Annotated in this window: 15 protein-coding genes and 2 pseudogenes; 7 read left to right on the plus strand and 10 right to left on the minus strand. The window is 66.8% G+C overall.

Annotation, left to right across the window (positions count from 1 at the left end):
* Positions 1–157: 157 nt before the first annotated feature.
* Positions 158–726: pseudogene (locus ACZ6JY_RS15505) on the minus strand (Tat pathway signal protein); the annotation flags it as partial.
* Between the two features lie 649 nt (positions 727–1,375).
* On the opposite strand from ACZ6JY_RS15505, the gene ACZ6JY_RS15510 reads away from it, so the two are divergent.
* Together ACZ6JY_RS15510 and ACZ6JY_RS15515 are read left to right on the plus strand one after the other, a co-directional pair.
* Entirely contained in the window at positions 1,376–1,723 is a 348-nt protein-coding gene (locus ACZ6JY_RS15510) for a hypothetical protein (RefSeq protein WP_469196200.1), read from the plus strand.
* Positions 1,723–1,935 (plus strand): hypothetical protein, encoded by a 213-nt coding sequence (locus ACZ6JY_RS15515; RefSeq protein ID WP_469196202.1) that lies wholly within the window; start codon positions 1,723–1,725, stop codon positions 1,933–1,935. Before ACZ6JY_RS15510 ends, ACZ6JY_RS15515 begins: the two co-directional genes overlap by 1 nt.
* A 75-nt stretch (positions 1,936–2,010) precedes the next feature.
* On the opposite strand, the gene ACZ6JY_RS15520 is transcribed toward ACZ6JY_RS15515, so the two are convergent.
* The 4 genes from ACZ6JY_RS15520 to ACZ6JY_RS15535 form a co-directional block, all read right to left on the minus strand.
* Positions 2,011–2,226, minus strand: coding sequence for a hypothetical protein (locus ACZ6JY_RS15520; RefSeq protein ID WP_469196204.1), 216 nt, complete (start codon positions 2,224–2,226; stop codon positions 2,011–2,013).
* On the minus strand, positions 2,192–2,617 hold the full coding sequence (locus ACZ6JY_RS15525; RefSeq protein WP_469196206.1) for a transposase: 426 nt from the start codon (positions 2,615–2,617) through the stop codon (positions 2,192–2,194). Before ACZ6JY_RS15525 ends, ACZ6JY_RS15520 begins: the two co-directional genes overlap by 35 nt.
* Positions 2,614–3,150: a winged helix-turn-helix domain-containing protein gene (locus ACZ6JY_RS15530; RefSeq protein ID WP_469196208.1), complete on the minus strand. Its 537-nt coding sequence runs from the start codon at positions 3,148–3,150 to the stop codon at positions 2,614–2,616. Before ACZ6JY_RS15530 ends, ACZ6JY_RS15525 begins: the two co-directional genes overlap by 4 nt.
* Before the next feature lie 109 nt (positions 3,151–3,259).
* Positions 3,260–3,886 (minus strand): SAM-dependent methyltransferase, encoded by a 627-nt coding sequence (locus ACZ6JY_RS15535; RefSeq protein ID WP_469196210.1) that lies wholly within the window; start codon positions 3,884–3,886, stop codon positions 3,260–3,262.
* A gap of 63 nt (positions 3,887–3,949) precedes the next feature.
* Between ACZ6JY_RS15535 and ACZ6JY_RS15540 the strand changes: the two genes are divergently transcribed.
* Positions 3,950–4,612 (plus strand): TetR/AcrR family transcriptional regulator, encoded by a 663-nt coding sequence (locus ACZ6JY_RS15540; protein WP_469196212.1) that lies wholly within the window; start codon positions 3,950–3,952, stop codon positions 4,610–4,612.
* A gap of 182 nt (positions 4,613–4,794) precedes the next feature.
* Here the strand turns inward: ACZ6JY_RS15540 and ACZ6JY_RS15545 are convergent, their stop codons facing one another.
* Positions 4,795–5,340 carry a maleylpyruvate isomerase N-terminal domain-containing protein gene (locus ACZ6JY_RS15545; RefSeq protein WP_469196214.1) on the minus strand — a complete coding sequence of 182 codons (546 nt, stop codon included), beginning with the start codon at positions 5,338–5,340 and terminating at the stop codon, positions 4,795–4,797.
* Between the two features lie 398 nt (positions 5,341–5,738).
* On the opposite strand from ACZ6JY_RS15545, the pseudogene ACZ6JY_RS15550 reads away from it, so the two are divergent.
* A pseudogene (locus ACZ6JY_RS15550) lies at positions 5,739–5,891 on the plus strand (formylglycine-generating enzyme family protein); the annotation flags it as partial.
* A gap of 87 nt (positions 5,892–5,978) precedes the next feature.
* Here the strand turns inward: ACZ6JY_RS15550 and ACZ6JY_RS15555 are convergent.
* Together ACZ6JY_RS15555 and ACZ6JY_RS15560 are read right to left on the minus strand one after the other, a co-directional pair.
* The gene (locus ACZ6JY_RS15555; protein WP_469196216.1) at positions 5,979–6,959 is read right to left on the minus strand and encodes a beta-ketoacyl-ACP synthase 3; all 981 of its coding nucleotides are present in this window, start codon (positions 6,957–6,959) and stop codon (positions 5,979–5,981) included.
* Between the two features lie 127 nt (positions 6,960–7,086).
* Positions 7,087–9,180 (minus strand): hypothetical protein, encoded by a 2,094-nt coding sequence (locus tag ACZ6JY_RS15560; protein WP_469196218.1) that lies wholly within the window; start codon positions 9,178–9,180, stop codon positions 7,087–7,089.
* A 232-nt stretch (positions 9,181–9,412) separates the two neighbouring features.
* Between ACZ6JY_RS15560 and ACZ6JY_RS15565 the strand changes: the two genes are divergently transcribed.
* Complete coding sequence (locus ACZ6JY_RS15565; protein ID WP_469196220.1) at positions 9,413–10,000, plus strand: TetR/AcrR family transcriptional regulator; 588 nt, start codon at positions 9,413–9,415, stop codon at positions 9,998–10,000.
* Positions 10,001–10,117: 117 nt separating this feature from the next.
* On the opposite strand, the gene ACZ6JY_RS15570 is transcribed toward ACZ6JY_RS15565, so the two are convergent.
* On the minus strand, positions 10,118–10,543 hold the full coding sequence (locus ACZ6JY_RS15570; RefSeq protein WP_469196222.1) for a 2OG-Fe(II) oxygenase: 426 nt from the start codon (positions 10,541–10,543) through the stop codon (positions 10,118–10,120).
* Between the two features lie 161 nt (positions 10,544–10,704).
* Here ACZ6JY_RS15570 and ACZ6JY_RS15575 point away from each other — a divergent pair, with 161 nt between their 5' ends.
* Positions 10,705–11,460: a ZIP family metal transporter gene (locus ACZ6JY_RS15575; RefSeq protein ID WP_469196946.1), complete on the plus strand. Its 756-nt coding sequence runs from the start codon at positions 10,705–10,707 to the stop codon at positions 11,458–11,460.
* Between the two features lie 595 nt (positions 11,461–12,055).
* Complete coding sequence (locus ACZ6JY_RS15580) at positions 12,056–13,012, plus strand: helix-turn-helix transcriptional regulator (protein ID WP_469196224.1); 957 nt, start codon at positions 12,056–12,058, stop codon at positions 13,010–13,012.
* Between the two features lie 686 nt (positions 13,013–13,698).
* Here the strand turns inward: ACZ6JY_RS15580 and ACZ6JY_RS15585 are convergent.
* The gene (locus ACZ6JY_RS15585; protein WP_469196226.1) at positions 13,699–14,157 is read right to left on the minus strand and encodes a nuclear transport factor 2 family protein; all 459 of its coding nucleotides are present in this window, start codon (positions 14,155–14,157) and stop codon (positions 13,699–13,701) included.
* Positions 14,158–14,873 lie beyond the last annotated feature (716 nt).

Raw genomic sequence — 14,873 nt, forward strand, 5'->3', positions numbered from 1 at the left:
GGCTGAGTCGACAGATACGGCTGAGACCGCGGTCGGTCGTGCGTTCCTCGGATATGACCCGCCCCGCAGCACCGTCCCGGTTCCGGCCGCTGCATTGCGGGACCGTGTGGAGGCCGCCTGACAGTCCTGGCAGACGAGCGACAGCCGTTTCACGGAGGCCGCCGAGACTGGCGGCTTCGACCGCGAGGCGTGCGGCGAGGGTGAGGGAGCGCTGGGCGGTGCGGTGTTCGGAAGCGTCGAACCCCATCCAGCCGGCGAGGTAGGTCATCTCCGCTACAGCCGAGTACGTGTCGCGGCGGAGCCGTTCCGTTCGGAACGTGCTGCCCAGCAGCGGCACTGCTTCGTCGCGAAGGTGACCGGCCAGGGCCGAGCGCCCCGAGGCTCCACCGCGCTGCTGGTCTCGCGCGGAGTAGAAGGCCGTCAGGTTGCGGATGTCGTCGATGTCAGCATGCGTGATCAGCCGGGACGAGACTGCGGGGCGCGATGCCGCCGCGGCCGGGGCGGCTGCCCACCACGGAGCGGTGGGCAGGGCCACTCCGGCTGCCGAGTACGCGGTAGTCGCCAGCAAGGGTCGACGCTCCAGTCAGAACTGCCGACGGTTGTACCTGCCGGCTCATCTTCCAGCCCGAGGTCGGCGTTGGTGAGGCGGCGGCCGAGTCTGCGGGACAGCGTCTCACGCAGACTATGAGGCGCTCGTCCGCTGGGCTTGGTGCCTTGGACTCACATGGCGATGTGTCAGCGGGAGATGGCCTCCAGTTCGCGTACACCGCTCTCCGTCGCCACGCGAGCGACTGCGGCGGCTGCTTGGGGGTGGGACCATCCTGCTTCGCGCAGGGTCTGTCGTTTGGATCAGGTCGGCTGCAGGGGCGGTGCCTTTGAGCCTGGCCGGAGCAGGGTCTGGTGCGTGCAGCTGCAAGGCGGAGGAGGGCGACAACGCGATGGGGGTCCCCCCGCGCCGTTCAGACGTGGGGGAGTGCGTGCCAGACCCCGCGACGCCGAGATGATCCAAACGACAGGCCCTAGCTCAGCACGCTGTCGAGGTGCTCCTGTACCGGCTCGAATACCGTACGGAACCAGTTCCGGGATGTCGCCAAGCGCTACCCACTTCAACTCGGCTAGGCGGTTTCGTTCGGATCTTCTGAGCATAGGTCTGAGTGTGCCGTTGTGCGCGCGGATCGAACTGAGGCCGTGTGGATCGTGCTGTAACAGCACTCCCTACGGGCGGAATTGAGGGAGCCGTCCCGGGGTGAGGCCCCAGGAGGAAATGTCCTCTGAACCGCTACGCCGTGCGAGGCAGACTGCCTCCTTCGCACGGCGTAGCGGTTCGGCCCGCGTGGTTGATTTCTCGTTGCGCCTGCCTGATGAGGATGAAGCCATGACCCTGAAGATCCTTCACCGGCCCCCGTCCGTCAGTGACACCGAGCGGCCCGTTCCTCGTTGGGCGATGCGCCTGGCCTATGCGCTTCCGCTACTTCTGCTGCCGTCGTGCCTGTGGCGGCTGCCCTTCGCTCTCCACTTCGACATGGGGCAGGTTCAAGAGGGCGGCATGCCGGCCTATTGGGTGGGCATCCCGTACATCCTCGGGCTCAGTGTGTTGTCGGAAGTGATCGCATCGGGCTGGTCCGGGGCTGGGGGGAGGTGGCGCCCGACTGAATCCCGATCATCGGCGGAAGACGCGTTCGGCCGGTGGCGGCATTCGGCCCGGCTGCCCTCGGCGGCCTGATGCTCACGCTTCTGTTCACCACTGTTCCGATCGGCGGGGGTCGCGAGCTTACCTTTTACGGCGTCATCGACACCGTCGAATACAGCAATGCCGTCTGGGAGGCGGTGGCGACGTTGTGTGTTACCCCCCTCGCCGCCTGGGGACCCATCACCCTCGCTCTTGCGATCGCCTACTACCGCCGCCGAACCGTCGCCATCGCCATCGCCAAGTGAGGGCGCTATCCACCAGAGCACCGGCCACCTCGGCATCCCCGTCGAACCGCACCTCGCTCTCGCCGAGGCACATCTCTATAACACCGAAACCGCCTTACTGATCTTTTCGTAAGTTCGGTGGGTATGGTGGCGGGTGGTCAGGCCGGTATGGGCGAGGCATGACCATGGCAGTCGGAGGTTGGCGTTGATGCGGTGGATTCCTTGCTCGGTGGCGTCGGCGAAATCGGCGAGGTGGTCGCCGGCGAGGGTGGCGAGTTCATGCTTCTTGAGTGAGGACCACAGCAGTTCCACGGGTCAGCTCGGGAGCGTAGGCGGGTAATCGTTCCAGGGTGAGCCAGTCCTGTTCGGCGACCCAAGCCCGCATCGCCCGGCTCCCGTGGGCGGACAGGCCGTCCCGGACAGAGACCACTCGCTCGCCGCGGTAGAACACCTTCATCTGCTCCAGGACGGCGATGAGTCCGGCGGTGTCGTAGCTGCCGGGCTTGAGGTGGAAGCACGGGCGGGCCCCGCGATCGGGGTCGGTGGAGTGGTAGCCCAAGGCCCCGTCCATCGACGCGCGCTTCCAGTTCAGGCGGTGCCGCAGGAGTGGAGTGCGCCCTCGGGGCGAGTAGGTGCGGCGGATCTGAGGGAGCAGGGAGACGCCTGATGCGTCGAGGAAGACGATCCAGGCACGTGTGTTCACGGCCCCTTTTTGCTGCGCGGCCACTCGTGCGCGATCCAGCAAGCGATCTCCGATTCGTCCCGCTCGACCGCCCGCCGCTCGGGCCGTTGCAGGCTCCATCCGAGCCGGCCGGTCAGCAGCCGCCACACCGACGCCCTGGACAACACCACCCCCGTTGCCCGGGTGACGGCCGCGCCGACTCGTTTAAGGGTCCACAGGTCGGCCTCGAAACCATGAGCCTGGGCACCTTGCTCCAACGCGGCCCGGACCATCTCGACCTGGGCGTCGTCCAGTTTGGGTGGGCGTCCGGTGGCTGCCCGTCTCCGCAGGCCCGAAGCACCGTCTTGCTCCCACACCCGCCGCCAACGCCGCACACTCTCGGCGCACAGCCCCACCGCCCTCGCGATCTCCGCATTCGAGATGCCGTCCTCAAACAACTCGACTGCCCGGACACGACGCGCCTCCGCCAACTGAGGCCGCGACAAAGGAGAAAGGGAGGAACCGGCAACCAAAAGAGGAAGGTTGATAAGCCACCCCGACAGCCTCACACCCACATGCCCACCACACCCACCGAACTTACGAAAAGATCAGTAGTACGCCTCTCACATCTACGAACGGCCGCGCGCGATGTCCGCGGCCCGAAGCTGCCCGGCGCGGCTGAGCTCACGCCGCGGCGGGAGCGCGGTGCAGCGTGAACCAGAAAGTCGGGACCGGGTTCGTGCCGGGCGTCACGTCGGCCAGCTGCCACCCAGCGAACCTGGCGCTGAGTTCGCCCGCGGTGACGCCGGACCACGAGTCGTCGAACGCCCCGGGCCCGTACCCGAACATCAGCAAGCGTGCACCGGGGGCGGCACGCTTGGTAAGGCCGGCCGCGTAGGCGTCGCGGCGATGCGGTGGAATCCCGCAGAAGCAGCTCAGGTCGAAGAACAGGTCGTACGGGCCGGGGACGCCCACCTCGTCGAGTCGGGTGGCGTCCCCGCACAGCACCGTGACGTCCACTCCGGCCGCGGCGGCCTTCTCCCTCGCCTGCCGGACCGCGCGGTCGACCAGGTCGACGGCCGCCACCCGCCAGCCGTGCCGGGCCAGGTACACCGCGTTGGTCCCGGTGCCGCAGCCGAGTTCGAGCACCCGGCCCGCCATCAGGGCACCGGGCCCCTCGATCAGGGCCACCAGCTCGGGCGGCGTGATGCCGCTGTCCCACGGCGGCTTGCCGTCCCGGTAGAAGTCCTCCAACACGCCGCGCACAGACGCCTCTTGGTCGAGCTCCGCAGCTGTCCGAATCTCACCCATCGCTACCCCTCCAAGAAATTAGAGCCTATCTCTAGTGTTCGACTCTAGAGATAGACTCCCGGCATGGATGGAGTCAAGGGATCCGGCGGACAGAACGCGAAGCGCCCCGACAAGCGGGCCGAGCGCTCTCGGCGTACCCGCGAAAGGATCGTTGCGGCGGCGCGAGAGCTGTTCGTCGCGCAGGGGTACGGCGCGACAAGCCTTCAGGAGGTCGCGGATCGCGCGGGTGTGGCCGTCCAGACCGTGTACTTCGTGTTCCGCAACAAGCGGGCGCTGTTCAAGGACGTCGTCGACACGTCCATCGCGGGCGACGTCGAACCGGTCGCCACGATGGACCGCGACTGGTTCCGCGCCGCATGCGCCGAGCCCACCGCGGCCGGGCAACTGCGCGCCCATGTACGGGGTGTACGCGACATCCTCGGCCGTGTCGCCCCGATCATGCCGCTGATCGCGGCTGCCGCAGCCACGGACCCGGAGATCGCCGCCCAGTGGCCCGCCGGACCCGACCCGCGCTACACGGTCCAGCACGCCGCAGCGAAGGCACTGACCTCCAAGCCCGACGCCCGCCCCGACGTCGACACCGCCCGCGCCGCCGACCTGCTGTACGGGCTTCTCAGCCCGGAGCTGTACCTGACCTTTGTCCGCAACCGGGGCTGGTCACCCGACGCCTGGGAGGAGTGGGCCTGCGCGGCCCTGATCGCCCACCTCTGCATTGACCACGAGTAGGCCGTCGGCCCTTCGGCGGCCGCTGCCGAAAGAAAGTCTGCGACCGGCTGCGGAGACTGGCCGGGACACTCACTCCGCTGCATCGTCGTCATCGTCATCGCGCGCCGCGACGTCCGGGTCGCGCAGCGGCCGTAGCGACACCTCGACATGCGGGCCTACCAGTCCCGAGGCCAGCCCAGGTGTCAGCCCAGGGCGAGCCATCGGAAGCCGAGCCGTTCGATCTGCGCGGTCTCTGATTCGTCCAACGGCTCGCGGGCGGTAGCTTTGCGCAGGAAATGCGGCTGGCACCAACCCAATGCGTCGGCGGCCGCCATCTGCTCTGCGCCGAAAAGCAGCTCCAGCACGGCGTCACCGGCTGACGAGGTGAGCCAGGGTTCGCGTCCGAGTGCATCAGCCAGGTCGAGGCCGTGGACAGCAACTTCGACGACTCGGGTGAGCAGGAACTCCGACAAGAGCATGGCGTCACCATGACGCGTCCACACGGCACGGCTGGCCGGCTGGGCCTGGCACAGGATGTCGACTCGCCGCCAGGTCGCGCTGAAGCGCTCGGCGAAGGTGGCACCGTCAGCCGACTCTGCTGCCCGGTCCTGAGCCAGCGCGATCCGGGCGCTGTTGGTCTGCGGTGAAAAGCGATCGTCCGGGCGGTAGTAATCTGCAGCGGAAATCCTGGCCTCGCCCGGGGCCGGTGTGTCCAGCACGCCCTGAAGCCAAACGATCACGACGAACACGTGCCCAAGCGGGTCGCGTACGGTCCAGGGGGTGCAGCGACAGCCCCTCCAGACCGAGGAGCAGGCCACGCCGACGAGCGGATACCCCGGCAAACGGGAACCGCACCCCTGGCGTATGGATGTCCACGAAGCCCCGGTGGGCGTCGTCGATGAATACCGTTTCGCTGAGCCCTAGTTCCCGAGCCAGGGCCAGGGCCAGGGCCAGTCTGGACTCCTCGTCAGGGAAGGCGCGGCCGTCACGTGCACTACGCCCAGGACATTGCCATGGTTGCCGTTCGGGTTGCAGAAGACGCGGAAAAGAGGATGTCAGGGGTCACCAGGTCATTGGCCCTCGTCTCCTGGCTCACGGAGCCAGACCGCTCTGTCGTGACCACCTCGGCCGCGCCAGCGGCGCGACACCTTACCCCAGCGCCGCCGCCGACGTGTCGGACACATAAGACTGGGCATGCGATCCGCACGTCACCCGCGGCGGCGCCTACCGCCACGACCGGGGCCTGACCCGGTGCGCCCGTCGGCACGGCGCCTGCGGCCAAGACCGACCATCTGCAGGAAGAGATCGACGCCGATTGGACCTGGGCCAACCACCCGATGACCTGGCCGGACAGCGACGAGATCCGCAGCAAGTACGGGGAGAACTGTCACGAGCTGCCCTCTTCGGACGGATGTTGCGGTGCGGCGACGACGAGTCCCGCGTAGGAGAAGCCCCCACCGAAGCCGAAGAGGAGAAGGGGCGCGCCGGGCGGGATCGAGTGCTGGTGGAGCAGTTTGGACAGAGCCAGGGGGATACTCGCTGCGGAGGTGTTACCCGATTCCTGGACGTCGGTCGCGATGACCGCGTCTGTCAACTGAAGTTGGTCGGCAAGGTGCTCGACGATGCGGAGATTTGCCTGATGCGGGATGAACGCCGCGAGCTGGTCGGGGCGGAGGTTCGCGGCTTCCAGCGCTTTTCTGGCGTGAGGGGCGGCTTCTGTGATCGCCCAGCGGAACACCTTGCGGCCTTCCTGAGCGAAAGTGCCCTCCGGGGCTTCAATGCGCGCCGCGTCGGCGAGGCCGGGCACGGTGCCCCAGACGATGGGTCCGAATGTGTCGTGCGCGCTCGCGCGGAGGACAACGGCACCTGCGCCATCACCGACGAGGATGCAGGTGGAGCGGTCGGTGAAGTCGGTGACGTCTGTCATCCGCTCGGCGCCGACTACGATGGCGGTGCGCGTGGCGCCGCCGGCGAGTAGTTGCCGGGCAGTCTCCAGTGCGTGGACGAATCCGGAGCAGGCGGCATTGACGTCGAATCCTGCTGCGTCCGTCAGGCCCAGGGACTCGATGACTCTCCCCGCCGTACTGGGTGAGCGGTTCACATTCGAGCAGGTCGCGACGATCACCAGGTCGACTTCTTCAGCATGGACACGGGCATCGGCGAGAGCAGCGCGGGCTGCCTCGGACGCCATGTCCGCGACGGACTCAGTGTCCGCGAAGCGCCGGCTGACGATCCCGACGCGCTGTCTGATCCATTCGTCGCTGGTATCGACCATGCGCGCGATCTCGTCGTTGCTCACCACCCGCGGGGGCTGGAAGTGGCCTACGCCCACGATTCGGGCTCCCGGCTGCGGCGGCGACGTAGTCATCTCAACTCTGCCTTTCTGCTGTTTCGAGAACGGGGCCTGCGGTGTTCCCGGGATGGGCGAAGGCGAGGCGCCAACTGGCCTCACCCACCCTGTGGACGGGTTCCGGGGGAGGTTGACCGGGCCTATGTCAGTAGTCGAACTTCTCGAACCGCAGGTATTCTCCTGCCGTCCATTCCAGGACCGATCTCCGCAGGCCGGAACCTGTACACACATAGAACCGCCGCCGACCCGCTGTGCTCTTGGTCAGAACGTCGTTCTTCTGGATGCGCCGGGTGCTTACCACTGTGCCGAGCCGGCGGATCCTGTCGATTTCTGCGTTTTGTTTCCCGTCGACCGATCGGGTCACAAACAGCTCTGTTACCGCTCCCAGACCGTCTACTTTTTCCAGGACGTCGACTGCTAGCGGCAGGTCATCCGCTTTCAGGCTCCAGAGGACTCTCATCCTCCGGCCGGAATCCAGCACGGGCTGCGCCTGCGCCATGAGAGGTGTGATTCCTACTCCAGCAGCCACCACGATGATGTCGTCATCGGTGTGCGGCCCCTTGGCTGCCTCGGCGTATCTCACCTCTTCTTCGCCACCGAAGCCCAAAACGGTGGCGGAAAGCGGCGCACCGGGATTCCATTTGGCCAGGAGTGACGTGACTGGCCCGTTCCTCCGAACAGTGACGTCGAATTCGGCCTCGCTCAGCGGCCCACGATGTTCCGTTCCCGCGGTGCATTCTTCAAGGGCTTCAAGGCCTTCAAGTGCTTCAAGGGCTTCACGGGTGGGAAGCGCTGGGCTCGAAATGGTGAAGGTCCTGATGTAATCGTCGTTGAGTGACCGGGGGTCGTGGTCGCGCATGTGTGACCATCCGCGATCGAGCGTGGCGGAGAAGTCAAGGGTGACGTGTTGCCCTGCGCGCCATGGTTCGAGCTGCTGGAACTCTGCGTTCGACTGTGGGGTGGACAGATCGGGGGCGAGTCGGAAGGTGTATCGCGAGATCGTCGGCGTCAGATGGTGTGCGCGGATCAATGTCGCCGTCGCTTTCCCCACCGGTCGGCCGTCCGCGTCGACGTTGTCGGTTGAACCAGACTCCGCTCCGCTGATTTCGTGAGCCAACCTGCGTACCGGCGGGTTGTAGGGCGACTGGTCCAGCAGTTGCCCACGGAACGGCAGCCCGTCCTTCACGAATCGAGCTGCCTCCACCCGCACGCGGACAGCGAGCTTGCTGTGCGGGATCATGGATGTGGCGTCGGCGCGGGCCAAGATCTCTGCCCGTCCTGTCAGGTAGAGGACGTCGCCGGTTTCGAAGTCGGGAAAGGTAATTCCCACGGCAGGGTCGGACTTGATGTTTCCCAATGTCTGGAAGAGGCGATTCCCTGAATACTCGGGATACACCAGGACGACACCGTCCGTGTCGGAGTTCGTGTGTACTCGCACGAACCCGGGAGCCCCGCCTCGGTTGTTGGTGTCCATGCTCTCAGCGCCGTGCCTGCTTGAGATGAAGAACAGGTCGGATTTGGCGATGAGTCGCACCGCTTCAGGCGGCAGTGGGAGCCGGTCGCTGACCAGGTGAGGAGATGCCTCATGGGGCTGGACCGTTTTCCTGTTGAGGTATTTCGGGCAGTTCCCCAGCGTCTCGTCCACAGCGAGGGCGACCTGCACTTCCGCAGGCCCCTTGGCCCTCCAGGCCGCCGTATTTTTCTCCGACGGCCTGGCTAGAACAGCTCCGCCGAGCACCCTCCCGGAAATCTTGACCCGTGTCCTGGTTTCCAGGTCGATCACCAGGCCGGCGGCCAGCCTTCCCCCGTCCTCGTGCCTGACGAGGATCCCGTCGCGGTCGTGCGCTTCCCCGTCCCTGTCCTGCTCCTCGCTGTTTGCTCGGTGCATGTGGCCGTCATCGTCGGAGAAAAGCGCCTCCAGTGTCGGGTCATATCCGAGCGTGCCCGCACTCTGTCCCCCGGGCTGGTGTGCGATGTGAGCCAGCGAAGTCACCTTCAACACGCCTCTGGCCAAGGGAAGCGTGGTACCTGGTTGCCCGCCGAGCACTGTTGTCCATACGCGGCCGTTCCGGTCGACCGCTCCCAGTGCGATGAGAGGGCTCCGCGTCATCCAGGGCACGTACTCCACAGGCAGCCCGGGAGCCGTGGGATTGAATTCGTACGGCACCTCAAGAAGCCGGTGTATGGCTTCCTCACCCTCGTGCCACTGGGGCCGCGAGTGCGAAAGATTCGTCGTCATAGGCTCTTCTCCTCCCACGGTGGTGCTGCGAGAACCGCACGGTTATTCAGCGTCGAGAGCAGCTGTGCGGGGTTCCGGCCTGCCCGGGATCGCCGAAAGCACGGCCGCGCCAGCACACAGAAGGGCGGTCCAGGCCAGTGGTGCGGCGGTGGTCATACCCACTCCAGGGATCGAACCGATCAGTACCATCTGAGGCTAGCACGACGATCGAACCGGTTGGTACCATCACCTCATGCCTGTTGCCAAAGGTTCGACCATCGATCCCGAGCGAACCCGCGCCAAGATCGTGCACGCGGCCACCCAGGTGCTGTACGAGCGAGGGCTGGACGGCATCGGGGTGGCGGAGCTCTGCGCACGTCTTGGCGTGTCCAAGGAGACGCTCTACCGGCACTTCGGCACCAAGGACGGGCTGGTGCACGCGGTGCTCGACACGCGAAGCGACCGGGTCATCCACTGGCTGACGGATACGGTCTCATCGAGCGGAGACCGTCCTGCCGACCAGCTCACGGCCCTGTTCCGGGCTCTCCAGGGATGGTACGACGGTCCTGAATTCCGCGGCTGCGCGTTGATTAACGCTGCCACGCAGCACCACACTGACGCCGTCCGCGCCATCGCCGCGCGCCACGTCGAGCGTTACCTCGAGCTGCTCATCGGCATCGCCGAGGGAGCAGGCGCCGACGATCCGCACCGCCTCGCGCTGCAACTGCTCATTCTTGCGGAGGGTGCCACCGTCGTGGCCGACCATCACAGCTCCGCGCGGGCGGGTGAGCTGGCTTGCCAGGCCGCCCTGGCTCTCCTCGCCGCGGCGGAGCGATCCTGACCGGTTCCACAGGTCGAACCCGGGCGAGGAATTCGCTCCGCCCCCTGTAAGGGGGCGGAGCTGGGTGCGTTCGAGGGTCTTCAGCCTTCGGCTGCCGTCATGCGGCCGGAGGGGGACTCAGCGGGCGTTGCGGAAGATGACGCCGAGGGTGTTGCGGTGTCCAGAAGGGACGGCGTTGGTGCCGTGCCGCATGAGGTGGCGACGGAAGGCCGTTCTTGCCGCGGACCAGGCGGTGGCGGACGGGAAGATCATCCCCTGGCCGAGCTCAGGTTTGACGACGTCGACCGGCCGCTGCCTGATTGACGGCCGGTCAGCGCAGCAGCACGCGCTCCCCGGCTCCGACGGGGACGAACCTGAGGAGCTGTCCTCTCTCCCCCCCCCGGGGCACCGGCACGGGCCCCGTCCGGAAGCGGGGTCTCGTCGTCGAGCACCCTGCGGGTGTCGGCCTACACCGGTCCCACTGATGCACTGGAGGCCGATGCCGCTCCAGCCTCGGGCCCCCGCCACGATGATTGTGGTCAAACCGATGGCAGGCACCACCACCGGTCAGAGCGCGGCTTTCCGGTCAGGCATCGCCGGGCGGATTGGGAGGACCGCCCGGGATCGGCGTGGTTCCAGGCCGGCAAGCGGGCAGCCTGCGAGACAGTGTGGGCCGGATGCCGGTTCGCATGGGGCGGAGGAGCGGCAATGGGTACACCTTCGGCATGCCTGAAGTAGTTCAAGCGGGAGCATGGGGCTTGTTCGCGGGTTCCGCACTGCTCGTCGGTGCGTGGATCGGCTACGGACTGCATGTTCCGCAGAAAATCATCGCCTCCGTCATGGCCTTCGGCGCTGGCGTCCTGTTGTCGGCCGTGTCGTTCGAGCTGGTCGGCGAGGCTTACGGGCAAGCAGGCCTGGCCCCGGCAGCGATCGGTACGGTGGCCGGAGCCATGGCGTACACCCTCGGCAATGTCGTACTGGCTCGCCGCGGGGCACAGCATCGCAAAAGGTCCGGGCACGGCCAGTCACAGCCGTCGGAGACACAGCAGTCCGGCTCCGGCATGGCGCTGGCACTGGGCGCCTTGCTCGACGGCGTCCCGGAGTCGGCGGTCATCGGAGTCAGCCTCCTCGACGGCGGTGCGGTGAGTATGGTCACGGTGGCCGCCGTGTTCATCAGCAATGTGCCCGAAGGGCTGTCCAGCTCGGCAGGGATGAGAAAGGCCGGACGCGGCAAGGGATACGTCTTCGGCGTGTGGGGTGCCATCGCAGCGGCGAGCACTCTGGCGGCGGTGCTGGGCTACGCCGTCGTGGGAGGACTGCCCATCGCTGTCGTGGCAGCGGTGACAGCCGTCGCCGCGGGCGCCATCCTCGCCATGCTGGCCGACACGATGATCCCGGAAGCATTCGAGAACGCGCATCTGGCCATGGGACTGATCACCGTGTCCGGGTTCCTGGTTTCCTTCGCGCTCTCCCACGCCTGAGGCGTGTCGCTCACCATCGCCCTTGGGATGGCGCACTCGTCCGGCCTCACCGTGCCGGGCGGACGGAGCAGCCCGAATCTCTGCTGCGGCCGGAGACTCCTGGTTTGTCTGTCGACGCTTTGATGGGCACGAATTCGTGCCAGCGAGGATTAGTTGCGCTGGTCAGAGCCAGGGAGGGTTGATTCGCTGGGAGCTCTCCTCCCCGTCGATCTGCATGATGGTCCGCTGCGGGCAGTCCGGCGTGTGCCGCGTCTGGTACGGCGTCCTCACACTCTGCTCACGACAGCGCCCAGCTCACTGACCTCGCGGTATGGCCACCGGCAGGGACGGTTGAACAAAGTGGGGCGATGAGCACACTCCGACCCAGTGACAACACTGACGAATTGCTCCAGGCCATGGACATGGGCCCGGCGCCAGGGGCTGCAGTATGACCTGCGCAGCCTAGCCACCAACATCCGTGCCGACGCTGGAGACCAGTAGGACAGACAGACTCTGGTGTCAGGCCGGAGTCGAGTGGGCACTGCTGCGGATTGACAACACCGTCGGCCGGCTGAGCGGCAGCCGGCTGTAGCAGCAGCGTGAGAGAGGAGACGGCATGGCCACAGTTTTGGACAGTGTCGACCTGGACATCGTTCAGGATTACCTGAGCGGCGCCTACGCACGCATGCATCTGCAAACTTGTTGCGAAAGGCCGAGGGCGCGCATCGCACGTACGGAGCTGGGGCCCGTAAGCCTGAGCGAGGTGGACTTCGGCTTCGAGCTGGAATACGCCGTCGACCCGACCGGGACGCTGGTCCTGGGCAGTGTGCACGCAGGCACGGCTCTCCGCCATAGTGCCGGGCGTTGGGAAGGCAGTTTCAGCGCGGGAGACATGGTGTTGTTCGCCCAGCCCGACGAGCCCTGTTCCGGACAACACCGCGACCTCGACTACACGATGGTGGACATCGACCCGCTGTTGCTCGACCAAGTGGCCGCCACCGCCCCCGGCCGCCGACAAGAGCCAGTACGCCTGATCGGACACCGGCCGGTCTCAGCAGCGGCCGGCCGGCATCTGCAGCGCACCATTGCCTATCTGAGCGACACCACTGGCGCTGACCCGGCACTCAGCCAGCAGCCGCTGGTGGTCTCCACCACCTGTCAACTGCTCGCCGCCACCGTGCTGTCCACCTTCCCCAGCACCGCCTTGACCGAGCCGACCGCCACCGACCACCGTGACGCCCACCCGGCCACCGTACGCCGCGCCATCGCCTTCATGGAAAGCCACGCCGACGCCCCCATCACCGTCGCCGACATCGCCGCCGCCGCACACGTGACCACCCGTGCCCTGCAGTACGCCTTCCGTCGGCACCTGGCCACCACCCCCATGGCATACCTGCGGCGGAGCCGCCTGGACCAGGCCCACGCCGCACTGCGCGCAGCCGACCCGGCCAAAGGCGCCACCGTCACAGCCATCGCCGCCCGCTGGGGCTTCCTCCAGCCCAGTCGCTTCGCCGCCGCCTACCGCACCGCCTACGGCGTCTCTCCCTCCCACACCCTGCGGCAGAACTCCTGACCGCAGGAACGTGGTTGCGATCCCGTACCGCGCTGGGCTCCTCCACCGGCACCCCGTGACGGCGCCGCACCACCCGGCAGCCTGCTGCCTCGATGCCAAGTGTCTGCGACCCCTGCTCGCGTCGCGTCTTGTGTACCGGACTTACTGTGGTGGTAGAGCTTTCGCTTTTTGGACGCCTCGCGATAAACAGTTCGTTTGCCGGGCTATCTGCTGTTGGCCGTGACGGAGATGCTCGATAGCGCCCCCGTACCTGACACAGCGGTGCCACTCATCGGCCCAGACCCCGCCAAGCTGGCCGTGGTTTCGTACGGGCCTGGCCGGGGCCGATCGGCACAGCTTGCCGGCCCCGGCCAGCTCCTTGCCTCGAGGACGGGCTCGACAACTGATCACCGCTGCGCCGCTGGTATGGCCTGTACTGGCAGGCTTCCGACACCTCCCAGGGAGACCGGAACTACTTGGCGTGCACCGCTCCCCCTGGGTGTCCTTCGTTACGTGACTCTCACGGCGTCCGGCCGCCGACGTTCGACAAGGCCGACTACAAAGAAGGCCACGCGGTGAAGTGCGGAAACCACCGCCTCAAGCGGCATCGCGCGATAGCCACGAGATACGACAAGCTCGCCGTCCGCCACGAAGCGACCGTACTGGTCGCAGCCATCAACGAGTGGCTGCGACCAGGGCCCTCATGCTCATACGGATGGCCCTCGCTGATCTTCGGCATCGAACGCCTGGGCGACGGCGAGGCTGTCCTCGTAGATATGGTGCCGGGTGACCAAGCCGTCTTCGAAGGTGAGGTGCATAGCGAACCGCGCGTGATACGCACGTCCGGTGGACCGAGCAGTCTGGCGAATCTCGCCGATCACGACTGCGTCGTTTCCGTCGACAAGGATGCGCTCAACCTCAGTCGCCACCTGCTCCGGTACGTGGTGCTCGGCAAGTTCGCGGTAGTGGGCGGCCGCGTCGGCCCGGGTGGACCGATGGCGGATCCACGGCGTGGCAGTTCGACCGTGCTCGGACTCCGGCCAGCTCAGCTTCCAGTCGCCCCGCTCGGCATACAGCTCGGCGATGCGCTCGGGGTCACCCTCACCGATCCTGCGCAGCAACTCCTCAACCACGGTCCGTGTGTTCGTAGATGTGGCTATGGACATGATTGGCCCCTCCGTATGGTCAGCGTCCTGCTCACGCGACGAGATCACCAACCTAGCCCGCACAGTCCGGCCGAGACGATTACCTCCTGAGTAAGGCAGCTCACATAAAGATCCACTTCCGGAAAGCCGCTGACTTGGGGCTCCGTCGGGGATCTTGGAGCTTCGCGGTGCGGAAGCATGACCAACGGGCGTGCTCGGGTAGTCCCGATGACTGCGCGGCCCGCCCGGGCGAGCAACCCGGACGGCACGACGGCGATATGGGTGCGTGACCGCCTCGATGGGCTGTGGTGTGACGAGGATTTCGCAGACTGGTACCCGCCTGACGGGCGCCCAGGTCTAAGGCCACGGCCACACGGCGAGCCCGGGCGATGCACGACGAGCCGCTCTCCGAGGCCACCGGGGGATTGCCAGCCCTCCCCGTACGAGTGAGGGACCGTATCGCCTTGGTCAGGATCTGAAACCATCGTTCCGCTCAGCCTTTACGCGCCTGCGAGCTGCCTACTCACGGGTACGCGCGGCGGCGTATATGACGCCGGCCCTGCCGGTCGGTCGCAGCTCCGCGGGTGCCCTTACGGGTCCGGGGCTGCTGTGCCAGGACCGGTGCCATGGCCGAGGCAGAGACGACAGAACCGCATTATTCACAGGCCCCGGTGGGCTGACCATCACTGCGACCGCCACCTATGGCGTGCATGTGTTGCCCCGGCCGGAGAGATCGG

The organism is Streptomyces sp. NPDC046335 (assembly GCF_055587985.1).